Genomic DNA, 21,918 nt, shown 5'->3' with positions numbered 1-21,918 from the left:
TCAGTAGTGGCTGCCGTCCATCGCGGCGGACAGCCACACCGTCGTCGCGATCAGCGCGCTCACCTCGAGGAGCACGACGACCACCCAGGTGAGGGCGCCGACGAAGCAGGCCGTCGCGAGGAGACGCAATGACTCCCTCGACCTGCTGAAGGCACCCACCAGCAGCATGAGCAGGGGGCCGAGCAGGGCAGCGGTCGCCGTGACGAGCACGACCGGGACGAAGTTGGCCAGGTGCCCCTCACCCGCGTACCGCTCCATGGCCACGGTGCTCAGGACTGCGCCGACCAGTGGCGTGACGAGCCCGACGCCCACGCCGACGAGCACGGCAGCCGCCCTCGAGGACGGCTCCGGCGTGGGCGCGTGAGGAGTCACATGCCCTCGAAGATGGCGGTCAGCCCGCCGATCAGGAAGAGGATGCCGACGGCGACGGTCGAGACGAGCCAGGTCCCCGACGCGACGAAGGCCCCCAGGCCCCACCCCGGGAGCTGGTCCGACGCCACCAGTGAGAAGCCCAGGATGATCAGGGCAAGAGGAAGGGTCACGACGGCGATGACCACGAGGAGCGCGACGAGCACGGCGGCGTCGCTGTCGGAGGTGACGGCGAAGGCCCCCCACACCAGCAGACCGAGGAGCACGGGGCCCAGCAGGCCCGCGAGGGCGCCGATCGCGGACCCGAGTCCCACCCCCGGATCGCGCGTGGGTGCAGACTCCTTCGGCAGTTGATACGTGCTCATGCTCGGCTCTCGGGTGTCGACATCGGTTCGCGATGACGCTACGCCAGATGGCAGGCCAAGGCCGTCCGTGGGCAGTGCGCACAGGGGAGATGCCCACGTCGTGGGGCCGATTCGGTGAGTGCCGCTGACGTGGGTTAAGGTGACGTTCGCTCCTTCGGGAGCAGCCACGGGCTGTGGCGCAGCTTGGTAGCGCACTTGACTGGGGGTCAAGGGGTCGCAGGTTCAAATCCTGTCAGCCCGACGTTGTCCTGAGTCGCGACATCGTTGACACGGTGTCGCGACTCAGGACTTTTTTTGTAGGTTCGCGCGGGTTGTCGTGGATGTCGCGACTCATCGGTCAACGATCATGACGGGGGTCGGGTCGGGGGTTGGTAGTCGCGGTCAGGGTCGATGTGGTGCTCGGTCAGGACTTCTCCGGTGGCGGCGTGGCTGGTGATGACGTGGTTGTCGTGGATGAGCATCAGGACGGGTTGGCCGGCGTGGGCGCGGCCGATGCCCAGGTGGCGTAGCTTGCCGGCGTAGCGCAGTGACACGGTGCCGGAGGTGGCGATCTTGTCGGTGCGGGAGCGCCATTCGGGCTCGGTCGCTGGGGTCACGGCCGTGGCTTTGGGCAGTGCCGTGTACGCGGTCGCGGGGGTTCGCCGGGCCACGGATCGGTGGGGTCGCTGGTGGTTGTACCAGCGCTCGAACTCGTCGAGGAGTTGTTGTAGGTCGGCGATCGTTTCCGGGCGGGGGTGGGCGCGGAGCCACCGTTTGAGGGTTTGGTGGAAGCGCTCGATCTTGCCTTGGGTCTGGGGGTGGCCGGGGTGGCCGTTCTTCTGCTGGATGTGGTGGGCCTCCAGGAGCTTTTCGAAGCCGTTGCGTCCACCTTTGCGGCCGGCCAGCCGGGCGGTGAAGACCAGTCCGTTGTCGGTCAGCGTGGAGGCTGGCACGCCGTGCTGGTCGATCAGGGACTGCAGTGCGTCCACGACCATGGGTCCGCTGTAGGCCGATGCGGCGCGGATGTGCAGCAGGTAGCGGGAGTGGTCGTCCAGGAAGTCCAAGACCTCGACACGGGTGCCGTCGGCCAGGTGCCAGTGGGTGGGGGCACCTCCCTGCACGAAGTGCTTGGGGGAATGTCGGCCTGCCAGCAGCCGTTGGGCAGGTCGGCCTCGAAGCGGATGTAGGAGGACTTCGGGCGCTTCTTCGGTTCGGGAATGACCAAGCCTTGCGAGTGCAGGATCCGGCGGATGGTCGAGGTCGAGGGCGCCGGCATCCCTTCGTGCTGCAGGTGCCAGGCGATGGTTTCTGGGCCGGCGTCGGCGCCCGTGGTGCTCAGCTGTCGCCGTAGCTCGATGATCCGTTCGCGTACCGCCGCGCTCGTGGTCTTTGGGCGTGACTTCGGGGCGCGGCTTCGCGGGGCCAGACCGTCGGGGCCTTCGGCCTCGTAACGGCGGATGAGGGTATGGACCCACTGGCGGGTGACGCCGAAACGCTGCGCTGCTTGGGTCGCGGTCAGACCCTGGTCAAGCACGGACCGCACGATCACCAGATTCTTGTCACGAGAGCTCATGACCGATCGTCGACGAATTTGGAGTGTCAACGATGTCGCGACTCACCGGTCAACGATCACCACCACGAGTTCGTCAACGATGTCGCGACTCACCAGTCAACGATCACTCGCGGATCTAGCGCCCCGACCTGTAGACGATGTCGTGAACTCGGACACTGTCAGCCCGACGTTGTGATGTCTCAGGACATCGGAAGAGCCGGACCTACAGAAATGTAGGTCCGGCTCTTGCGTTCTGCGGGCCAGAGCCGCTCGTTCGAAGAACAAGCGCGACTCCTGGGTCGCGGTTCTTCTTCGAACCACACCCCCGGGTGGACCCGCTGCCATCACGGCTGACCCGACGCCTCAGCGTGGAGAGGCCGCCGTCACCGTCGGCGGCCCGATCGACTCGTCCGCGGCGATGGCGTCGATCTCGGTGACCAGACGGGCGAACTCCTCGTCGTCCACCGTGACGCCGGCGGCGTCGAGCCCTTCGCGCAACTTGTCCGCGATCTTGGTCTCCCCGGCGCTGTAGTCCCACGAGGTGGCGGTGTCGACCGCCTTCTGCGCGGCCTCGCGAGCCGCGTCCATCTCCTCGGTCGAGTACTCGGTCATCTGCGGTCCTCTCGTCGTGGGGCGGACATGTCCATGCGGCCCTACCCGGGGCAGGCGCTGCCATGCACGAGGGTTCTGCCCAGAGCAGAATCTCCGTCGGGCCGGACCCCGCCGGATCTACGCTGAGGCATGAGCGACGCAGCGCTGACCCGAGGCCGTGAGGCGACCCCCTTCGAGCAGGCACTCCTGGCCCGGCGACGGCGCCGCGAGCCCTTGTGGCGAGAGGCGCTGGGCACCGAGCTGCGCCGACTGCGGCACGAGCGGGGCCACACCCTGGGGGAGACCGCAGACCGGGCGGGCATCTCGCCCCAATATCTCTCCGAGATCGAGCGCGGCCGCAAGGAACCCTCGAGCGAGATGATCGCCGCGGTGGGTGGTGCCCTCGACGTCACCATCCTCGACCTCACCCTGGCCGTCGCCGAGGCGGTCCGGACGCCGCAGCACTCCCGCACCACGGCGTCCGTCCTCGCCCTCGCTGCCTGACCCTCAGCGCGTGGCCATCACCTCGTCGATGAGCCCGTAGTCCCTGGCGGCCGTCGCGGTGAAGACCCGGTCCCGGTCTGTGTCCGTGCGCAGCTCCGCGACAGGCCGCCCGGTGGCCGACGCCAGGACCTCCTCGATGTCCGAGCGCACCCGAACGAGCTCGTCGGCCTGGAGGATCAGGTCGGGGATGGGACCGCGACCCTGCGCTGACGGCTGGTGCAGCACGACCCGGGCGTGGGAGAGCGCAGCACGCTTGCCGGGTGCCCCCGCGGCGAGCAGCACCGCCCCGACGGACACGGCCTGACCGACGCAGGTCGTCGCGACATCGGGTCGGATGTAGCGCATGGTGTCCAGGACGGCGAGCATCGCGCTGGGGTCACCCCCTTCGCAGTTGATGTAGAGCTGGACGTCCCGGTCCGGCGCGACCGACTCGAGGTGGATCAGCTGGGCGATGAGCGCATTGGCGACACCCGCGTCGATGCCGGTCCCCAGGTAGATGATGCGTTCGGTGAGCAGGTGCGAGTAGACGTCCATGATCCGCTCGCCGCGCGGGTGCTGGGCGATGACACTGGGGATCGGGTAGGTGCTCATCGGGTGCTCCCCACGAGAGCGCCGGCGAACCCCGTGCGTTCCCGCGCTTGCGGGGAGACCTCGTCGAAGGTCGCGACGATCGCGTCGACGAAGCCGTAGTCGACCGCCTCCTGCGCCGAGTACCACCGGTCCCGCAGCGAGTCCCCGAAGACCCGCTCCAGCGGCTGCCCGGTGTCCCGCGCGATCAGGCCGAGGACCGTGTCGCGGGTGTGCCGCAGGTCGTCGGCCTGCAGCTCGACATCCACCGCGGTCCCGCCGATCCCGGCTGAACCCTGGTGCATGAGGACCCGGGAGTGCGGCAGAGCGCGACGCTTCCCCTTCGTCCCTGAGGAGAGCAGGAACTGCCCTGCGCTGCAGGCGATCCCGAGCGCCAGCGTGCTCACGTCGTTGGGCACCAGTCGCATGACGTCACGGATCGCGAGCATCGCCGACACGGAGCCGCCTGGGGAATGGATCCACAGCGCGATGTCCGCGACCGGGTCAGAGGCGGCCAGAGTCATCACCTGGGCCGCGAGGAGGGTGCCGTTGTCGTCGTCCAGCACGCCGTCCAGGACGAGCACGCGCTGGTCGAGCAGCTCGCGCCTGGTCCGGTCGTCGAAGAGTCGTGGGGTCGGTGTGTCAGCCATGCCTCCACCCTGCTCCGACGAAGGGGGAGGACCGTCACCCTTCTGCTCCGGGCAGATCCGCTGTCAGCAGAGGGGTCTAGCCTCATGCAGGTGAGCACCTCGACTGCCGCCCCGACCGCCTCGACCGTCGGCGAGCTGCGTGCCGCCGGACACGTCGCCAAGCCCCTGCGTGTGGAGATCCGCGACAACCTGCTCGATCGTCTGCGGGCAGGTGAGGACCCGTGGCCGGGACTGCACGGCTACGAGGAGACGGTCATCCCGCAGGTGGAGCGAGCGCTGCTCGCGGGCCACGACATCGTCCTCCTCGGCGAGCGCGGTCAGGGCAAGACGAGACTCTTGCGCACCATCGTCGGACTCCTCGACGAGTGGACCCCCGTCATCGCCGGCTCCGACCTGGCAGAGCATCCCTTCGAGCCGATCACGCACGAGTCCCAGCGGCGTGCACAAGAGCTGGGCGACTCCCTTCCCATCCTCTGGCGGCACCGCGACGAGCGCTATGTCGAAAAGCTGGCGACACCCGACACCTCCGTCGCTGATCTCATCGGTGACGTCGACCCGATGAAGGTCGCCGAGGGGCGTGCCCTGGGCGACCCCGAGACGATCCACTTCGGGCTCATCCCGCGCAGCCACCGCGGCATCGTGACGATCAACGAGCTGCCGGACCTCGCCGAGCGGATCCAGGTGGCGATGCTCAATGTCATGGAGGAGCGCGACATCCAGGTCCGCGGTCATGTCCTGCGTCTGCCCCTCGACGTCCTCGTGCTCGCGAGCGCCAACCCCGAGGACTACACCAACCGCGGTCGGATCATCACCCCGCTCAAGGACCGCTTCGGCGCAGAGATCCGCACCCACTACCCCCGCGAGCTCGAGGCGGAGATCGCCGTGACGCGGCAGGAGGCACAGCTCGTCGCCGAGGTCCCCGACCACCTGATCGAGGTCCTTGCCCGCTTCACCCGCAATCTGCGCGAGTCCTCCGCGGTGGACCAACGCAGCGGCGTCAGTGCCCGCTTCGCCATCGCCGGTGCCGAGACCATCGCCGCCTCGGCGCTGCACCGCGCGGCCACCCAGGGCGAGGACGAGCCGGTGGCCAGGGTCGTCGACCTCGAGACCGCCGTCGAGGTCCTCGGCGGCAAGATCGAGTTCGAGAGCGGGGAGGAGGGGCGTGAGCTCGAGGTCCTCACCCACCTGCTCCGCACCGCGGTCGCCGACACCGTCCGACACCTCGTGCACGGGATCGACTTCGGACCGCTCGTGCGGGCGGTCGAGGAGGGCGCCGAGATCTCGACCGGCGAGCAGGTCACCGCGCGTGACTTCCTCGACGGGCTCCCCGCGTTGGGCGAGTCGACCGTCTACGACGAGATCTTCGAGCGCTTCACCGCCGACTCCGACGGCGAGCGGGCCGCCGCCCTCGAGCTGGTCCTCGAGGGCCTGTACCTGGCCCGCAAGATCGGCAAGGACTCGTCGGGAGGCGCGACCGTGTATGGCCACTAGCCGCAGCCGCAGCCGCAGCCGCAGCCGCTTCCGTCGTTACGACGGCGGAGACCCGCTCGCGCCACCCGTCGACATCGCCGAGGCCCTCGACGCCATCGGCGAGGACGTCATGGGCGGTTCCTCGCCGGAGCGTGCACTGCGGGAGTTCCTCCGGCGGGGCGGTCGGCAGCAGACCGGGCTGGACGACCTCGCCCGCCAGGTCAACGAACGCCGCCGTGAGCTGCTCCAGCAGCATGGTCTCGACGGCACCCTCCGCGAGGTCCGCGAGCTGCTGGACCGTGCTGTCCTCGAGGAGCGCAAGCAGCTCGCACGCGATGTCCACCTCGACGACCTCGAGCGCGACTTCGCCGAGATGAGGCTGGACAACCTCTCCGCGTCGACCGCGGCCGCGGTGAGCGAGCTGCAGGACTACCCCTGGCAGTCCACCCGGGCCCGGGCGGACTACGAGCAGATCAAGGACCTGCTCGGACGCGAGGTGCTCGATCAGCGCTTCGCCGGCATGAAGCAGGCCATGGAGGGCGCCACGGATGCCGACCGGGCCGCCATCGACGCGATGCTGCGCGATCTCAACGAGCTCCTCGAGAAGCACCAGCGGGACGAGGACACCCCGCAGGACTTCGCCGAGTTCATGGACAAGCACGGGGACTTCTTCCCTGAGGGCCCGCAGGACGTCGATGAGCTCATCGATGCCATGGCCCAGCGTGCCGCAGCGGCGCAGCGGCTGCTCAACTCCATGACACCGGAGCAGCGCGAGGAGCTGATGCAGCTGTCCTCGCAGGCCTTCGGCTCACCTGCGCTCATGGAGTCGCTGGATCGGCTCGACGGCAACCTGCAAGCGCTGCGTCCCGGTGAGGACTGGAACGGGGCCGAGCAGTTCGGGGGAGAGCAGGGGCTCGGCCTCGGCGACGGCACCGGCATGCTGCAGGACATCGCCCGGCTCGATGCGCTCGGTGACCAGCTCTCCCAGTCACATGCCGGGGCGGGCCTGGACGACATCGACCTCGACGAGCTGGCTCGAGCACTCGGCGACGAGGCGGCGATCGACGCGCGCGCCCTGCGTGATCTCGAGCAGGCGTTGCGCAGCAGCGGCTCGGTGCGACGCGACTCCGAGGGGCAGCTGCGGCTCACCCCCAAGGCCATGCGTCAGCTGGGCAAGGCGCTGCTGCGCGACATCGCGCAACGGATGTCAGGACGGCAGGGCCAGCGCGACCTGCGCCAGGCCGGCGCGGCCGGCGAGCGGTCCGGAGCCTCACGCGCATGGGAGTTCGGCGACACCGAACCCTGGGACATCCCGCGCACCGTGCTCAACGGCGTCCTGCGTCGGGCCGCCGATGGCAGCCGCCGCAGCATCACGACCGACGACATCGAGGTCTCCGAGACAGAGGCGCGCACCCAGGCGGCAGTCGCGCTGCTCGTGGACACCTCCTTCTCCATGGCGATGGACGGGCGCTGGGTTCCCATGAAGAGGACCGCGCTGGCCCTGCACACCCTCATCCGCACGCGATTTCGCGGAGACCATCTCCAGCTCATCGGCTTCGGTCGGCACGCCAGCGTCATGGAGATCGAGGAGCTGACCGGCCTCGACGCGTACTGGGACAAGGGGACCAACCTCCACCACGCGCTCCTCCTGGCCAACCGTCACTTCCGGCGGCACCCCAATGCCCAGCCCGTGCTGCTGATCGTCACGGACGGCGAACCGACGGCCCACCTCGAGTCCGGCGGCGAGGCCTTCTTCGACTACCCACCGCACCCGCTCACCATTGCCATCACGGTCCGCGAGCTCGACCACGCGGCGCGGCTCGGGGCGCAGACGACCTTCTTCCGCCTCGGGGAGGACCCCGGGCTCGCGCGCTTCGTCGAGACGCTGGCCCGACGCGCCGGGGGCAGGGTCGTGGCTCCAGAGCTGGACGACCTCGGCGCCGCGGTCGTGGGGTCCTACCTGGGATCGCGCCAGCCCGGTGGGGGAGCGCCCGGCGAGTACGGCGACTGGTTCGGCGGGCGCGGGTTCTGGTTCGGGACCTGAGCCGGCCCTACGGCACGAGGTAGTCGCTGTCCCGAGCGTCGGTGATCGCCATCATCCCGGGCGCGTGACCGATGGCGAAGGGGGGCCGAGACTGCATCACCGCGGCCTGAGGAGTCACCCCGCACGCCCAGAAGACGGGGATCTCCCCATCAGCGATCGGCACCGACTCACCGAAGTCGGGCGATGCGAGATCCGTGATCCCGAGTGCCTCGGGATCACCGATGTGCACAGGCGCACCGTGCACGGCCGGGTATCGCGAGGTGACCCGGACGGCGGTCGCGACCTTGTCCGCCGACATCGGCCGCATCGACACCACGAGAGGGCCGCCGATCGACCCGGCGGACCGGCACGGCCGGTTGGTGCGGTACATCGGGACATTGCTGCCGACCTCGACATGGCGCACCGGTACTCCTGCCTCGAGCAGGGCTGCCTCGAAGGTGAAGCTGCACCCGATGAGGAAGGCCACGAGGTCCGTGCGCCACAGCTCGCGCACATCCGACACCTCGGCCACGAGCTCCCCGTGCTCGTAGACGCGATAGCCGGGCAGGTCGGTCCGCAGGTCGCCGTCGAAGATCCCGCAGCCCACCTCCCCGGGCTCGGTGACATCGAGGACGGGGCAGGACTTCGGGTTGCGCTGCGCGAAGAGCAGGACGTCGTAGGCCTGCTCCCGGGGGACGGCGATGAGGTTGGCCTGGGTCCAGCCTGCGCTCCAGCCGGAGGTGGGGACGCGCAGCCCGTCGCGGAAGCGTGCCCGCGCCGCCGTGGGGTCGAGCGCTGCCTTCGAGGTGGTGATCATCGAGTCACCCACGCCGAGCACCACCGATCAGGACGAAGCGCAGTCGTTGCCCCGGCTGGGCCTGTGCAGCCAGACCGACGTCGTCCGAGAGGACGACCCCGATCACGGGGTAGCCACCGGTCACGGGATGGTCGGCGAGGAAGAGGGTGGGCTGCCCGGTGGGCGGCACCTGCAGCGCGCCGGGGACCATCCCTTCGCTCTTGAGCTCGTCGTCCCGGGCGCGCGCGAGCACTGGTCCGGACAGGCGCATCCCGACGCGATTGCTCTCGGCCGTGACCTCGTAGGTGCCGCCCGTGAGCGCATCGAGGGCAGCAGGCACGAACCAGTCCGTCCGGGGGCCGGGGGCCACCCGCAGACGGACCTCGCCCGTGGTGGGTGTGGCCACTGGGGCGACGTCGACCAGGGGAGGAGCACCCGGGGTCGGGCCGATCGGCAGCAGGTCGCCCGGGGCGGGTACCGCAGGTCCGAGCACGGCCATCGTGTCGGTCGAGCGCGACTGCAGGACCGGCGCCACGTCGATCCCACCACGCACGGCCAGATAGCTGCGCAGACCGGCCGTCGCCGGCCCCAGACGAAGGGAGGCTCCGTCCGGCAGCCAGGTCACGGCGGCGTGCCCGACGGGCCGTCCGTCGATGGTCGCGGGCGTCATCGCACCCGTCACGGTCACCCACATGCCACCGCGGGCCCGGACCTCGAGCCCTCCGAAGGTCACCTCGAGCGCAGCGGCTCCCTCACGATTGCCGAGCAGGCGGTTGGCCAGCCGGAGCGAGCCGAGGTCTGCTGCACCGGAGCGACCGACGCCCAGGCCCGCGAGGCCCTCACGGCCGAGGTCCTGGACCGTCGACTGGGGCCCGGTCGCGACGATCTCGAGCGCGCGGAAGGTGCTCATGCCGCCGACTCCACGTAGCGCACCACGGTCCCCGGCACGAGCAGCGCTGGCGGCTCGCGGTGGATGTCCCAGACCTCCAGCGCGGTCCGGCCGATGAGCTGCCAGCCACCGGGCGACTCCCGGGGGTAGACGCTCGCGAACTCACCGGCGAGCGCGACGGACCCCGGCGGCACCTTGGTCCGTGGGTTGTCACGGCGAGGTACCTGCAGGCGCTCGTCGCCACCCACCATGTAGCCGAAGCCGGGTGCGAACCCGCAGAAGGCGACCGTCCACGGGGTCCCGGTGTGCGCCTCGATGACTCCGCGCTCGTCGAGTCCCGTGAGTCGGGCGACCTCTGACAGGTCCTCACCGTCGTAGACCACGGGGATCTCCACCTCGCCGGTCTTCGCCCGGTGGTGGGTCCCCACGGAGATGCTCGAGACCTGTCGGGCCAGTCGCTCCACGTCCGTCACCGTGCGGTCGATGGTGATCAGGAGCGTCGTCGCGGCCGGCACCATGTCGATGACGCCGTCCGGCAGGTCCTCGTCGAGGTGGGCGTAGAGCGCGAGCACCTCGTCCATGTCGGACATCTCCACGAGCAGCCCGGAGTCGGCGCATGGCATGAGCTTCATCCGACCTCCCCGACGAAGGGAGTGAGTGGCACCCCGGCCTGCTCCAGGCCGGCACGCACCTGCCGCGCGATCTCCACCGCTCCGGGGCTGTCGCCGTGCACGCACAGCGACCCTGCTGGTGCGGCGACGATGCTGCCGTCCGTGGCGACGACCTCTCCCTTCGTCGCGATGCGGATGCACCGCTCGGCGATCTCGGCGGGGTCGTGCAGCACGGCGCCGGGCTCGCGACGGGAGACGAGGGTGCCCTCCGGTGTGTAGGCACGGTCGGCGAAGGCCTCGCCCACCGTGGTCAGGCCGGCCTCCTCCGCGAGTCGTAGCCACGCCGACCCCGGCAGCCCGAGGACGGGCAGGGTGCGGTCGTAGGAGACGACGGCCTCGACGACCGCTGCTGCCTGCGCCTCGTGGTGGACGATCGCGTTGTACAGCGCGCCATGGGGCTTGACGTAGCGCACCCGCGTGCCCGCCACCTTGGCGAAGGCCTCGAGCGCACCGATCTGGTAGAGCACGTCATCGGTGAGCTCGGCCGGCACCATGTCGATGAAGCGCCGGCCGAAGCCCGCCAGGTCGCGGTAGCCGACCTGGGCGCCGATGGCGACCCCTCGGTCAGCAGCACGGTCACAGCTGTGCCGCAGGACCGAGGGGTCGCCGGCGTGGAAGCCGCAGGCGACATTGGCGCTGGTCACCACCTCGAGCATCGCGTCGTCGTCACCCAGGGTCCAGCTGCCGAAGCTCTCGCCGAGGTCTGCATTGAGGTCGATCTGCATCTTGCTGCTCCTGTCAGTCACACGGGCTGCTGGTCAAGGCGGAAGTGGGTCACTGGCTCCAGAGGTCGACGATCCCGCTGAAGGACTGGTAGCCCAGGTAGATCGTGAGCAGCCAGATCACGAGACCCAGGTAGGCGAGCCACTTGGGGTAGACGTACCCGCCCAGCAGGTCCTGGCGGCGCAGGGCGACCCAGACGAGGATCCCGAAGCCGAAGGGCAGGATCAGGCCGTTGAGGGCGCCGGCGAGGATGAGCAGTGTGGCAGGGGACTGCCCGAGGGAGAGGTAGATCGAGGCCGAGATGACGATGAAGCCGACGACGACCCACTGGCTGTGCTTCTTGATCCTCTCGTTGAAGGTCGTGAGGAAGCTGACCGAGGTGTACGAGGCGCCGATGACACTCGTGATGCTCGCGGCCCACAGGATGACGCCGAAGATGCGCAGGCCCACCGTCCCCAGTGCGGCCTCGAAGGCGACAGCCGGCGGGTTGTCGACACCGATGAGGTTCACCCCACCGACGACGACGCCGAGGATGGCCAGGAAGAGCAGCCCGCGCATGACGCCGGTGACGAGGATGCCGGTGATCGAGCCCCTGCTGATCTCGGCGACGCGCTCAGGACCGGTGATGCCGGAGTCCACGATGCGGTGGGCGCCGGCATAGGTGATGTAGCCGCCCACGGTTCCGCCGATGAGGGTGGTGATGATGAGGAAGTTGACCTTGTCGGGAAGCACGGTCTGCTTGAGCGCATCGCCGTAGGGGGGCTGAGTGGCGATGGCCGCGTAGGCGACCATGGCGATCATCAGCACGCCGAGGACCACGACGATACGGTCCATCGCGACACCAGCCTTCTTGCTGACGAAGATCGCGATGGCGATGAGAGCGGACACCGCACCACCGACCTTGGCGTCGAGGCCGAACATCGCATTGGCCCCGAGACCGGTGCCGCCGATGTTGCCGATGTTGAAGACGAGCCCGCCGAAGACGACGAGGGCGGCCAAGACGTAGCCGAAGCCGGGGATCACCTTGTTGGCGAGGTCCTGGGCGCGCATGCCGGAGACGCCGATGACGCGCCAGACATTCAGCTGGACGGCGATGTCGACGATGATCGAGATGAGGATCGCGAAGGCGAATGCCGCGCCGAGCTGTGCGGTGAAGACCGTGGTCTGGGTGATGAAGCCGGGTCCGATCGCGCTGGTCGCCATGAGGAACATGGCTCCGAGGAGTGCTCCCTTGGTCGCCGTCCCTGCAGTGCCGGGCGGTGGCATCTTCGAGGGCTTCGGTGTCGCGTCTGGGACTGGAGCCTGCGTCATGGTGGTTCTCCTCAATGCTCACGGGACCACCTCATTGTGCTCCCGATCACGTAAACTAGCGATTGTTGAACAATCCCGCAATACCCCCTTCGGCTAGTGTCGGACTCACAGCGGCGACGAAGGGGTGTGCAGCATGGTGGACGACTGGATCTCGGCACTCGAGTCCGAGCGCGCGTCGATGGGACGTGCGAGCGCGAGCGAGAAGGTCGCTGATGCCTTGCGCACCCGGATCATCGAGGGGGATCTGCGGCCTCGTACCCGGCTGTCCGAGGAGCGCATCGGCGCGGCCCTGGGCGTCTCGCGCAACACGCTGCGCGAGGCCTTCCACCTCCTGGGCCACGAGCGTCTGGTGGTGCGCGAGTTCAACCGCGGGGTCTTCGTCCGGGCGCTCGACCACGACGATGTGCGCGACCTCTACCGCTTCCGTCGGATCCTCGAGGTGTCCTCGATCCGGCAGGCGGCGCTCGATGGCTCCGACCTCACCCGCCTGCACGCGGCCGTGGACGAAGGGGGTGCTGCCGCCGCTGTCGAGGACTGGCGGGGCCTGGGGTCGGCCAACATGCACTTCCACGAGGCCCTGGCTGCGCTGGCCGGCAGTCGCCGGGTCGACGAGGCGATGCGACAGGTCCTCGCCGAGATGCGGCTGGTCTTCAGCACGATGTCCGACCCGCGCACCTTCCACGAGCCCTATCTCGAGGGCAACCGACAGCTGGCCGCACTGCTGTCGGCCGGGAACCACGACGAGGCCGAGCGTGCGCTGCTCACCTACCTCGATCGGGCTGAGGCCCAGCTGCTCGCCGCGATGTCCGCGTAGGTCGGTTTCCCCCGCCATCCGCTCGGGTAGTGCAGCCACGTCCCCATGACGAAGGAGTGCACATGATCGAGTCAGAGCTCAGCCGGCGGGCTGCCGACATGGCCACCGGACCCGATGGAGGGTTCCCCGCACAGCAGCAGTCGCTCCCCGGCTCCACGGCCGCCATGGATCCCGTCCCTGACCACGGTGAAGAGAGCTGGGTGGGGTCGGGGCGTCTGGAGGGCCTGCGCGCCCTGATCACCGGCGGCGACTCCGGTATCGGCCGTGCCGTCGCGATCGCCTATGCCCGCGAGGATGCAGACGTGGCGATCTCCTTCCTGCCCGAGGAGCAGGAGGACGCCGAGACGACCGCCGGATGGATCAGGGACGCCGGCCGTACCGCAGTGCTCTGCCCCGGCGACATCAGTGAGCGCAGCACCTGCGACGAGGTCGTCGCGACCGCGGTCGATGGTCTGGGCGGCCTGGACGTCCTCGTCAACAACGCCGGCGTCCAGATGGCCCGTGACAAGGGCCTGGAGGCCATGAGCGACGAGCGCATCGAGCGGGTGCTGCGCACCAACCTGCACGCCCTCTTCTGGCTGACCCGCGCTGCGCTGCCGCACCTGGGCCGCGGCGCCAGCATCATCAACGTCAGCTCGATCCAGGCGTACGAGCCGTCGACCTCGCTGCTCGACTACGCGTCGACCAAGGCGGCGATCAACAACTTCACGGTCAACCTGGCCGCGGAGGTCGGGTCACGAGGAATCCGGGTCAATGCCGTCGCGCCGGGGCCCATCTGGACGCCGCTGCAGCCGGCGACCCAGGAGGAGAAGAAGATCGAGGCGTTCGGGGCCGACACCCCGCTAGGACGTGCCGGACAACCGGGTGAGCTCGCGGGGGCCTTCGTCTTCCTCGCTGCTCCCAAGGAGGCCAGCTATGTTTCGGGCACCGTGGTCGGGGTGACGGGCGGCAAGCCCGTCTTCTGACCGGGTCAGGCCGCTTGGGCTCCAGCACGTCTGGCGGCTCGGCTGCGCATGGCGAGGAAGCCGCCACCCACCAGTGCCGAGATGAGTGACCCGAGCAGGACGCCGATCTTGACGTGCTCGTCCGCGACGCTTGCCGCACCGTAGGCGAGCTCACCGACGAGCAGGGAGACCGTGAATCCGACGCCTGCCACGAAACCCATCCCGATGATGTCCGGCCAGCGCAGGTCGTCGTCGAGCTGGAAGGCGGGCAGGCGACTGAGCAGGAAGGTCGTCAGGGTGATGCCGATCGGCTTGCCGAGGAAGAGGCCGGCGATGATGCCGATGGTGATGGGGTCCTGCATCGCCGTGCGGAGACCGTCGAGGCCTCCCACCGCCACACCAGCGGAAAAGAAGGCGAAGACGGGCACGGCGACGAGCGTGGTGAAGACGCCCCACTGATCGGCCAGGTAGGCGGCGACACCGTCATGGACGGGCGCACCGTCGGAGTCGGTCGACGTCTGCACTCTCGCCCGCTGGGTGGCGATGACCGGGACGGTGAAGCCGAGGAGGACCCCTGCGACGGTCGCATGGATGCCGGAGGCGTGGACAAGTCCCCACGTGAGGACACCCAGTGGCACGAGCAGCCACCACGAGATGATCCCGCGCTGGGTCGCGAGGGCGAAGAGTGCCAGCGGGACGACCGCCAGGAGCAGCCACTGCAGCTGCAGTCCCTCGGTGTAGACGATGGCGATGATCGTGATCGCGATGAAGTCGTCGACGATCGCGAGGGTCAGCAGGAAGACACGCAGTGCCGGCGGCAGGAAGCGACCCACGACGGCGAGCACCGCCACGGCGAAGGCGATGTCGGTGGCCGTGGGGATGGCCCAACCGCGCATGGCCCCCTCGGAGTCGGACGAGAGCGCGATCGCAGCGAAGATCAGGGCCGGCAGCGCGACGCCGCCGAAGGCGGCCGCGATGGGCAGCGCGGCCTCCCTCGGGTTGCGCAGCTTGCCGGCGACGAACTCCTCCTTCAGCTCCAGGCCGACGACGAAGAAGAAGATGGCGAGCAGCCCGTCAGCCGCCCACGCCCCGACGCTCAGGTTGAGATGGAGGAACTCCGGACCGAAGGTGGTGTCACGCAGGCTCGTGTATGCATCGACACCGCCCGAGTTGGCGAGGACGAGGGCGAAGAGGGTGGCGCCCAGGAGCAGAGCTCCGCCGAAGGCATCGCTCTGAGCCGTGGCATGGGCGCCGCGCCACAGCTGGTGCGGCGCCAGACGGCTGGGGGGCGTGGGGGAGGAGTTGGACACAGGACGGCCTTGTCGTCGACGCGGGTGGTGGGCGTGGGTGGATCACCGTGAAGGGTGATTCCTCAGCCGGATGGTGGCGGGCAGCCCGCGATCTCCCCGTGGGCATTGGTGCCCCAGGTGCTGGTCCAGCCATTGGTCCCCGGGTGACGCACGGTCCTCAGGAGCCGCCGCATGCGGGCGGCCTGAGCCGCCAGACGGGGTGGCGCAGCGTCGCGCGATGTGGGACCGGTCACGCACAGAGTCTATGGAACGCCTCGACGGGAGGTGCCCGCGGGGCCGTGGGCACCTCCCGTCGAGGTTGTCGAGCAGGTCAGCGGCCAGCCGCGTCCATCGCGTCGGACTCCTCGGCAATGGCCTCGCTCCCGTAGTCCTGCGGCTCGGACTCGGGGATGTGCGTCCCGTGCAGCGATGCGCCGGCCGTCTCCTTGACGAAGAACATCGCGATCATCCCGATGACACAGGCGCCCATCATGTAAGCGGCGGGGAACTCCAGGAACCCGGTGCCCTCGACCGCGGCCTCGTTGACCGATGCGGCCGTCCCGCCGAAGGCTGCGGTGAAGACGTTGTACGTCACGGCGAAGCCGGCGAAGCGCACGTGGGCCGGGAACATCGCGGGGAAGGTCGCCGAGATCGTCGACAGCTGCGGGATGTACAGCAGGCCCAGCACCGCGAAGCCGACCATGGCGCCCACGAACCCGGTGCCCATGAGGTAGTACATCGGCAGCGCGAAGACGAAGAGTCCGATGAGCGAGAACCACCACATCGGGCGACGCCCGACGAGATCGGAGTAGTGCCCGGCGAAGGGCAGCAGGGCCATCATGATCAGCTCACCGACGATGATGACGATGAGGGACTGGTTTTCACCGATGCCGATCTTGGTCTGCAGATAGGTCGGCATGTAGGTCAGCAGCGTGTAGTTGACGACATTGAGCGGGACGACCAGGCCGGCCATCGTGAGCATCGGCTTCCAGTACTCGACCATGAGGTCGCGCAGGCCGTGGCTTGCCGACTCCTCGCTCTCGCCGGCGTCCTCGAGGTCGGCGTAGACGGGCGTCTCGTCGAGCTTGGAGCGCAGGTAGAGGCCGATGCCACCCAGCGGTCCGGCGACGAAGAAGGGCAGACGCCAGCCCCAGTCGCTCATCGCCTCGTCACCGAGGACGATCTGCAGGACCAGGACGATGCCGGCACCGAGGGCGAATCCACCCAGGGTGCCGAACTCCAGGAAGCTGCCGTAGAGACCGCGACGCTTGTCCGGCGCGTACTCGGCCATGAAGGTCGCTGCGCCGCCGTACTCACCGCCGGTCGAGAAGCCCTGGACCAGGCGCAGGATGATCAGCAGGATCGGGGCGGCGATCCCGATGGTCTCCGCGGTCGGCAGCAGGCCGATGCAGAAGGTTGCTGCTGACATCATGATGATCGTCATCGCCAGGACGCCCTTGCGGCCCAGCCGGTCGCCGAGAGGGCCCCAGAAGAAGCCGCCGAAGGGGCGCGCGATGAAGGAGACCGCGAGGGTCGCCAGCGTCAGCAGCGTTGCGTGCTCACCGGGGAAGAAGTGTTGTCCGATGTACGTCGCGACGACGGCGTAGGCGCCGTAGTCGTACCACTCGGTCGCGTTACCCATCGCGGAGGCGGCGACGGCCTTGCGGATGGTCTTGCGGGGCGGCAGGTCCTCGAAGGCCGTGCCGCCCGACCCCGCTTCGGGGATGGGTTCACCAGAGGTGCCAAGGGTGCTCATGGATCTCCTTGTCGTTGATCATTTGTCCGCGCCGAGGCGGCTTTGCACCCGACCCAACGTACGGAGAAGGCCACCTCGTTGCATGCCGAAACGCCACATTCCAAGAATCAGCGGTGTGAGGAGACTCGCCTTCCCACGAGCCACGGCACCACGACGGTGGCGCCGATCACGGCGACCGCCATGCAGGCGCAGACCGCCGCCGCGGCGGTGCGACCGACGACGACGTCCACGACGAAGGACGCCAGACCCACGATCAGCAGACTGACGGCGACGAGCACGTAGCGGGCGACGAGGTGTCCCACCCGGACCAGCTGGTCCTTGCGCTGCAGCCGGAACAGGCGGCGGTGCACGGCGATCGGCGTGACGAGCAAGGTGGTCGTCAGGAAGGCCAGCAGGACCAGGACGAGGTAGAGGCCTCGCTGGGCACTGTCGAGGTCGGCGAAGGCGGACTGGAAGGGCAGCGTGAGCAGGAACCCCGCAAGGATCTGGACGCCGGTCTGCAGCACGCGGAACTCCTGCAGCAGGTCGTTCCAGTTGCGGTCCGCACGCTCGTCCGCCGTCTCCCGCCGGCCCGGCGTGCCCTCGTCCGCCTCTTCGTGCCCGCTCATGGGTCCATCCTGCCGGGATGTGGTGCTCGCGCATGTCGAGCGGCCCGCCGGGTAGGCCGGGTCCTGACAACACCTCGACGAAGGGAGCACAGCATGAGCAGCCAGGACCAGACGGACAGCCGCCGCGTCGCCGTCCTCGTGGCGATGGAGGGCATCGAGCAGGTCGAGCTCACCGGCCCGTGGAAGGCCTTGGAGGAGGCCGGTTGGGAGCCGGTGCTCGTGGCGCCCGAGACGGGCGAGGTGCAGGCCTTCGAGCACCTCGAGCCGGCAGACACCTTCCCCGTCGACACCACGGTCGCCGATGCCTCGATGGACGACTTCGCGGGTCTGGTGCTGCCGGGTGGCGTGGCCAACCCCGACGCGCTCCGGCTCGACGAGGCCGCGGTCCGGCTCGTACGTGACGCGGTCACGGGTGGCAGACCGGTCGCTGCCATCTGCCACGCCATCTGGATGCTCGTCGAGGCCGATGTCCTGCGCGATCGTCGGGTCACCTCGTGGCCCAGCCTGCAGACCGATGTACGCAACGCCGGCGGCACCTGGGTGGACGAGGAGGTCGTGCGTGACGGTCGGCTCGTGACCAGCCGCAAGCCGGACGACCTGCCGGCCTTCAACGCCGCACTCCTGGACCTGCTCTCGACCTGAGCCGAGGGCACGGCTCGTGCCTGTGGGGGCCTCATGCGGGTGCCCTGTCCTCGGACGCCGTGACGCGGCACAGCGCATCGGGGCTCAGGACGGGGAATCGGTACTCGTCCCTGAGGGTGTCGAGGGTCAGCTCGTGCAGCTCGGGCCGGTGCGAGGCGATGGCGTCGCGCACCAGCACGACCTCGATGTCGTTGGCGAAGGCATGCGCTGCGGTGAGCAGGACGCAGGTGTGCGTGGAGACGCCGATGACGACCACTGCCTCGATGTCGAGGTCGAGCAGGGTCGATCCCAGATCGGTCCCCACGAAGGCATCGTCGCGCGTCTTGGTGACCTCGATCGCCGCTGAGAGGTCGAGCTCGGAGAGGTTCTCGGTGTGGTCGTCCCCCTCGAAGAGGTATCCCTGGTCGTCCTCGAGCATCGTGATCGTCCAGGTCGAACGGTCGCGCTGGTGCATCGTGCGCACGTTGACGATCGGGAGGTGCTCCCGCTCGGCCCACCGGATGACCTGTCGGGCACGGGTCACGATCTCCTCGCGGTGGGCCGCGAGAGCCTGGTCCTCGAAGAAGGCCTCCTGCAGGTCGACGACGAGCAGGGCGGTGCGGTCCAACGGCGCACGCCATGGTGCGCGCGTCCTGAGCGACGGGGAGGTCATGCCCCCTTCGTACCCCGCTGCGCCGCAGTCATGCCGAGCACAAGCATGTCGGTGTGAGTTGCGGGTAGGGCGAAGAGCACACGACAGAGAGAGGACGTGGATCGAGATGCCCGAGGACAAGCCCGGACCCAGCATCAAGGACCCTGAGCTCTACGAGGAGCTGCGCGACGACGGCGCCAGCAAGGAGAAGTCGGCGCGTATCGCCAACGCTGCGGCAAACACCTCACGGGAGGAGGTCGGTCGTCGTGGCGGCGAGTCCGGATCCTACGACGACTGGAGCGTCGACGAGCTGCACGACCGGGCCCGCGAGCTCGAGATCGAGGGGCGCTCCTCGATGGACAAGGACGAGCTCATCGAAGCACTGCGCAACCACTGACGACATGTCGAAGGGGACGGACCCGGATGGTCCGTCCCCTTCGTCGGGTCGTGGCTCAGTCCTCGGTGAGGACCGGGTAGACGCCGTTCTCGTCGTGGACCTCACGGCCGGTGACCGGGGGGTTGAAGACACACGCGCAGTGGATGTCCTCCTCGACGGTCACGGTGTGCTTGTCCGCGTCGTCGAGCATGTACATCACGCCGGGCTCGAGGGGGTAGGTCTCCCCGGTGTCGCGGTCGAGGAGCGTGCCCCTGCCCTGGTAGACGTAGACCGCCTCGACGTGGTTGGCGTACCAGAACTCCGAGGACGTGCCGGCCTTGAGGATCGTGATGTGGAAGCTGAAGCCGACCTTGTCCTTGGCGAGGACCATGCGCCGGCTCTGCCAGTTGCCGTGCGTGACGTCGTACTCGGTGCCATCGAGGTCGTTGACGTTCAGAACCTTCATGTGGATCTCCTTGTCGTGGTCTGTCGGGGTGGGGAAGGGGGATCAGGCCGTCGTGCGGGCGGGCGCGCCGAGGACCTCGCGAGCAGCGTCCTCGAGCTGGTCCAGACCCCCGGCCAGCTCCTCCTGCGTGATGGTCAGCGGCGGCATGATCTTGACGACCTCGCTGGACGGGCCGGAGGTCTCGACGAGCAGCTTGCGGGCAAAGGCCGCCTTGGCGATCTTCTCCGCCACCTCGACGTCCTTGAAGGCGACGCCGGACAGCAGTCCACGGCCCCGCAGCTCGCTGCCCTCGGCGAGGCCGGCGAGGACCTCCAGGCGCTCGGTGAGCTGCTGGGCGCGCGCCGCGATGTTCTTCTCGAGGGTGTCGTCGGCCCAGTAGGTGCGCAGTGCCTTGGCCCCGGTGACGAAGGCGGGGTTGTGGCCGCGGAAGGTGCCGTTGTGCTCGCCGGGCTCCCAGTCGTCGATCTCGGGCTTCATCAGGGTCAGCGCCATCGGCAGACCGTAGCCGGAGATGGACTTGCTGAGGGTGATGATGTCCGGGTCCAGGCCGAAGTCCTCGAAGGAGAAGAACGTGCCGGTACGGCCGCACCCTGCCTGCACGTCGTCGACGATCATCAGCACGCCGTACTCGCGGCACAGGTCCTGCAGCTCCTTGAGCCACTGGCCACGAGCCGCCTTGAGGCCACCCTCGCCCTGGACCGTCTCGACGATCACCGCGGCGGGCAGGCTCGTGCCCGAGCCGCTGTCGGCCCAGATGCGCTTGAGCCAGGCGAAGTCCGAGGTCTCGCCGACGATGTAGTCGTCGTAGGGGGCCGCGGTCGCGTGGTAGAGCGGGGTCCCGGCGCCGGCGCGCTTGAAGGCGTTGCCGGTGACGGCGAGCGAGCCGAGGGTCATGCCGTGGAAGGCATTGGTGAAGTGCACGACGTCCTCGCGACCGGTCGCCTTGCGGGCGGTCTTGAGTGCGGTCTCGACGGCGTTGGTCCCGGTCGGGCCGGGGAACTGGATCTTGTGGGTCATCCCGCGCGGCTCGAGGATCAGCTCGGTGAAGGCCTCGAGGAACTCACGCTTGGCCTTGGTGTGCATGTCCATCGAGTGGGTGACGCCATCGCGGGAGATGTACTCGACGAGCGCCTCCTTGAGGATGTCGTTGTTGTGCCCGTAGTTGAGGGCGCCGGCGCCGGAGAAGAAGTCCGTGTAGCGCTCGCCGTCCTCGGTCGTCTGGTACGCGCCCTTGGAGGTGTCGAAGACGACGGGCCAGTTGCGGCAGTAGCTGCGCACCTCGGACTCGCGCTCGGTGAAGATGGCTGTGGCGGGGTTGCTCATGGGGTGGTCCTTCCGTGGAGGGATCGGCAGGTGTGGGTCGGTCGGTGCGGCAGGGATCAGAACGGTCCGATGCGGTGCAGCACCTCCGGGTCATGGCCTTCGTCTGGGAAGTGGGCCTTCACGAAGAGGTCGATCTCCTCGTGCTGTGCGCCGTGGGTGCGCGCGAAACCGGCGAAGAGGGCTCGCGAGGCGGCGTTGTCGTCGGTGATGGTCGTCTCCAGGACGTTCACCCCGGGGACGTGCGCTGCGAGGTGGTCGAGCATGCGCCCGGCCAGACCGTGCCCCCGCTGGTCCGCGTCGACGGCGACCTGCCAGACCATGAGGGTCTGGGGCGCGTCCGGACGGACATAGCCGCTGACGAAACCGACGACCCTGCCCTCGCGCTGCGCGACGACGCTCGTCGCGGCGAAGTCCCGTGCCCACAGCAGGTAGGCATAGGAGGAATTGAGGTCGAGTGTCTGCGAGTCCCTGGCCACGCGCCACATCTCGCCGCCGTCCTCGATGGACGGTTGGCGCAGGATGAACGGGGCCGACGGGGAGCTCTGGCGGGGTGTCTCTTCGTCGTTGGTCACCTGTTTCAACCTAACGTGACCAGCGCAGAGATCAAAT

25 protein-coding genes, 1 tRNA gene and 1 pseudogene are annotated in these 21,918 nt (G+C 68.9%); 8 read left to right on the top strand and 19 right to left on the bottom strand.

Annotated features, from left to right (window positions below):
* The gene (locus tag ASG73_RS12130) at positions 1 to 372 is read right to left on the bottom strand and encodes a hypothetical protein (RefSeq protein ID WP_156466273.1); all 372 of its coding nucleotides are present in this window, start codon (positions 370 to 372) and stop codon (positions 1 to 3) included.
* Positions 369 to 734 (bottom strand): hypothetical protein, encoded by a 366-nt coding sequence (locus tag ASG73_RS12125; protein WP_156466272.1) that lies wholly within the window; start codon positions 732 to 734, stop codon positions 369 to 371. Before ASG73_RS12125 ends, ASG73_RS12130 begins: the two co-directional genes overlap by 4 nt.
* 167 nt (positions 735 to 901) lie before the next feature.
* Between ASG73_RS12125 and ASG73_RS12120 the strand changes: the two genes are divergently transcribed.
* Positions 902 to 975: transfer RNA gene (locus ASG73_RS12120), tRNA-Pro, on the top strand.
* Between the two features lie 103 nt (positions 976 to 1,078).
* On the opposite strand, the pseudogene ASG73_RS12115 reads toward ASG73_RS12120, so the two are convergent.
* Both ASG73_RS12115 and ASG73_RS12110 read right to left on the bottom strand, forming a co-directional pair.
* Positions 1,079 to 2,286 (bottom strand): annotated as a pseudogene (locus ASG73_RS12115) (IS481 family transposase).
* 342 nt (positions 2,287 to 2,628) lie between these two features.
* On the bottom strand, positions 2,629 to 2,877 hold the full coding sequence (locus ASG73_RS12110; protein WP_055995392.1) for a DUF3775 domain-containing protein: 249 nt from the start codon (positions 2,875 to 2,877) through the stop codon (positions 2,629 to 2,631).
* A gap of 129 nt (positions 2,878 to 3,006) precedes the next feature.
* Between ASG73_RS12110 and ASG73_RS12105 the strand changes: the two genes are divergently transcribed.
* Positions 3,007 to 3,360: a helix-turn-helix domain-containing protein gene (locus ASG73_RS12105; RefSeq protein WP_082567209.1), complete on the top strand. Its 354-nt coding sequence runs from the start codon at positions 3,007 to 3,009 to the stop codon at positions 3,358 to 3,360.
* Between the two features lie 3 nt (positions 3,361 to 3,363).
* Here the strand turns inward: ASG73_RS12105 and ASG73_RS12100 are convergent, their stop codons facing one another.
* Both ASG73_RS12100 and ASG73_RS12095 read right to left on the bottom strand, forming a co-directional pair.
* The gene (locus tag ASG73_RS12100) at positions 3,364 to 3,951 is read right to left on the bottom strand and encodes a ClpP family protease (protein ID WP_055995389.1); all 588 of its coding nucleotides are present in this window, start codon (positions 3,949 to 3,951) and stop codon (positions 3,364 to 3,366) included.
* On the bottom strand, positions 3,948 to 4,577 hold the full coding sequence (locus ASG73_RS12095; RefSeq protein ID WP_055995384.1) for a ClpP family protease: 630 nt from the start codon (positions 4,575 to 4,577) through the stop codon (positions 3,948 to 3,950). The genes ASG73_RS12100 and ASG73_RS12095 overlap by 4 nt, the downstream gene beginning before the upstream one ends.
* A gap of 90 nt (positions 4,578 to 4,667) precedes the next feature.
* Between ASG73_RS12095 and ASG73_RS12090 the strand changes: the two genes are divergently transcribed.
* Both ASG73_RS12090 and ASG73_RS12085 read left to right on the top strand, forming a co-directional pair.
* A complete protein-coding gene (locus tag ASG73_RS12090) occupies positions 4,668 to 6,068 on the top strand; it encodes a sigma 54-interacting transcriptional regulator (RefSeq protein ID WP_235499444.1) in 1,401 nt (466 codons plus the stop codon).
* A complete protein-coding gene (locus ASG73_RS12085) occupies positions 6,058 to 8,091 on the top strand; it encodes a vWA domain-containing protein (RefSeq protein ID WP_055995378.1) in 2,034 nt (677 codons plus the stop codon). The genes ASG73_RS12090 and ASG73_RS12085 overlap by 11 nt, the downstream gene beginning before the upstream one ends.
* A gap of 7 nt (positions 8,092 to 8,098) precedes the next feature.
* Here ASG73_RS12085 and ASG73_RS12080 read toward each other — a convergent pair whose 3' ends face one another.
* The 5 genes from ASG73_RS12080 to ASG73_RS12060 are packed head-to-tail and all read right to left on the bottom strand — an operon-like array spanning position 8,099 to position 12,460.
* Positions 8,099 to 8,887 (bottom strand): putative hydro-lyase, encoded by a 789-nt coding sequence (locus ASG73_RS12080; RefSeq protein ID WP_055996052.1) that lies wholly within the window; start codon positions 8,885 to 8,887, stop codon positions 8,099 to 8,101.
* 4 nt (positions 8,888 to 8,891) lie between these two features.
* The gene (locus tag ASG73_RS12075; protein WP_055995375.1) at positions 8,892 to 9,776 is read right to left on the bottom strand and encodes a biotin-dependent carboxyltransferase family protein; all 885 of its coding nucleotides are present in this window, start codon (positions 9,774 to 9,776) and stop codon (positions 8,892 to 8,894) included.
* The gene (locus ASG73_RS12070; RefSeq protein WP_055995372.1) at positions 9,773 to 10,387 is read right to left on the bottom strand and encodes a 5-oxoprolinase subunit B family protein; all 615 of its coding nucleotides are present in this window, start codon (positions 10,385 to 10,387) and stop codon (positions 9,773 to 9,775) included. The genes ASG73_RS12075 and ASG73_RS12070 overlap by 4 nt, the downstream gene beginning before the upstream one ends.
* Entirely contained in the window at positions 10,384 to 11,151 is a 768-nt protein-coding gene (locus ASG73_RS12065) for a LamB/YcsF family protein (protein WP_055995370.1), read from the bottom strand. Before ASG73_RS12065 ends, ASG73_RS12070 begins: the two co-directional genes overlap by 4 nt.
* 49 nt (positions 11,152 to 11,200) lie before the next feature.
* Positions 11,201 to 12,460, bottom strand: coding sequence for an NRAMP family divalent metal transporter (locus tag ASG73_RS12060; protein WP_082567208.1), 1,260 nt, complete (start codon positions 12,458 to 12,460; stop codon positions 11,201 to 11,203).
* Between the two features lie 133 nt (positions 12,461 to 12,593).
* Here ASG73_RS12060 and ASG73_RS12055 point away from each other — a divergent pair, with 133 nt between their 5' ends.
* A complete protein-coding gene (locus ASG73_RS12055; RefSeq protein WP_055995367.1) occupies positions 12,594 to 13,274 on the top strand; it encodes a GntR family transcriptional regulator in 681 nt (226 codons plus the stop codon).
* 62 nt (positions 13,275 to 13,336) lie between these two features.
* Positions 13,337 to 14,239, top strand: coding sequence for an SDR family oxidoreductase (locus ASG73_RS12050; protein WP_055995364.1), 903 nt, complete (start codon positions 13,337 to 13,339; stop codon positions 14,237 to 14,239).
* A gap of 5 nt (positions 14,240 to 14,244) precedes the next feature.
* Here ASG73_RS12050 and nhaA read toward each other — a convergent pair whose 3' ends face one another.
* The 4 genes from nhaA to ASG73_RS12035 all read right to left on the bottom strand — a co-directional run bounded on the left by nhaA (position 14,245) and on the right by ASG73_RS12035 (position 17,871).
* Positions 14,245 to 15,528, bottom strand: coding sequence for a Na+/H+ antiporter NhaA (nhaA, locus tag ASG73_RS12045; RefSeq protein ID WP_055995361.1), 1,284 nt, complete (start codon positions 15,526 to 15,528; stop codon positions 14,245 to 14,247).
* A 62-nt stretch (positions 15,529 to 15,590) separates the two neighbouring features.
* Positions 15,591 to 15,761, bottom strand: coding sequence for a hypothetical protein (locus tag ASG73_RS18185; RefSeq protein ID WP_200946815.1), 171 nt, complete (start codon positions 15,759 to 15,761; stop codon positions 15,591 to 15,593).
* Between the two features lie 77 nt (positions 15,762 to 15,838).
* On the bottom strand, positions 15,839 to 17,263 hold the full coding sequence (locus tag ASG73_RS12040; protein ID WP_055995358.1) for an MFS transporter: 1,425 nt from the start codon (positions 17,261 to 17,263) through the stop codon (positions 15,839 to 15,841).
* Between the two features lie 107 nt (positions 17,264 to 17,370).
* The gene (locus ASG73_RS12035; protein WP_055995354.1) at positions 17,371 to 17,871 is read right to left on the bottom strand and encodes a DUF6328 family protein; all 501 of its coding nucleotides are present in this window, start codon (positions 17,869 to 17,871) and stop codon (positions 17,371 to 17,373) included.
* A gap of 93 nt (positions 17,872 to 17,964) precedes the next feature.
* On the opposite strand from ASG73_RS12035, the gene ASG73_RS12030 reads away from it, so the two are divergent.
* The gene (locus ASG73_RS12030; protein WP_055995351.1) at positions 17,965 to 18,513 is read left to right on the top strand and encodes a type 1 glutamine amidotransferase domain-containing protein; all 549 of its coding nucleotides are present in this window, start codon (positions 17,965 to 17,967) and stop codon (positions 18,511 to 18,513) included.
* A gap of 31 nt (positions 18,514 to 18,544) precedes the next feature.
* Here ASG73_RS12030 and ASG73_RS12025 read toward each other — a convergent pair whose 3' ends face one another.
* On the bottom strand, positions 18,545 to 19,165 hold the full coding sequence (locus tag ASG73_RS12025; RefSeq protein WP_162253985.1) for a cysteine hydrolase family protein: 621 nt from the start codon (positions 19,163 to 19,165) through the stop codon (positions 18,545 to 18,547).
* Between the two features lie 106 nt (positions 19,166 to 19,271).
* Here ASG73_RS12025 and ASG73_RS12020 point away from each other — a divergent pair, with 106 nt between their 5' ends.
* The gene (locus ASG73_RS12020) at positions 19,272 to 19,541 is read left to right on the top strand and encodes a DUF7218 family protein (RefSeq protein ID WP_055995345.1); all 270 of its coding nucleotides are present in this window, start codon (positions 19,272 to 19,274) and stop codon (positions 19,539 to 19,541) included.
* 55 nt (positions 19,542 to 19,596) lie between these two features.
* Here ASG73_RS12020 and ASG73_RS12015 read toward each other — a convergent pair whose 3' ends face one another.
* The 3 genes from ASG73_RS12015 to ectA are packed head-to-tail and all read right to left on the bottom strand — an operon-like array spanning position 19,597 to position 21,881.
* Positions 19,597 to 19,986 (bottom strand): ectoine synthase, encoded by a 390-nt coding sequence (locus ASG73_RS12015; protein WP_055995342.1) that lies wholly within the window; start codon positions 19,984 to 19,986, stop codon positions 19,597 to 19,599.
* A 42-nt stretch (positions 19,987 to 20,028) separates the two neighbouring features.
* Positions 20,029 to 21,309: a diaminobutyrate--2-oxoglutarate transaminase gene (ectB, locus tag ASG73_RS12010; RefSeq protein ID WP_055995339.1), complete on the bottom strand. Its 1,281-nt coding sequence runs from the start codon at positions 21,307 to 21,309 to the stop codon at positions 20,029 to 20,031.
* A gap of 56 nt (positions 21,310 to 21,365) precedes the next feature.
* Positions 21,366 to 21,881: a diaminobutyrate acetyltransferase gene (gene ectA, locus ASG73_RS12005; RefSeq protein ID WP_055995336.1), complete on the bottom strand. Its 516-nt coding sequence runs from the start codon at positions 21,879 to 21,881 to the stop codon at positions 21,366 to 21,368.
* Between the last annotated feature and the right edge of the window lie 37 nt (positions 21,882 to 21,918).

The organism is Janibacter sp. Soil728, from assembly GCF_001428305.1.
In the GTDB taxonomy this organism is placed as follows: domain Bacteria; phylum Actinomycetota; class Actinomycetes; order Actinomycetales; family Dermatophilaceae; genus Janibacter.
This window is presented reverse-complemented; position numbering and strand designations above follow the sequence as displayed.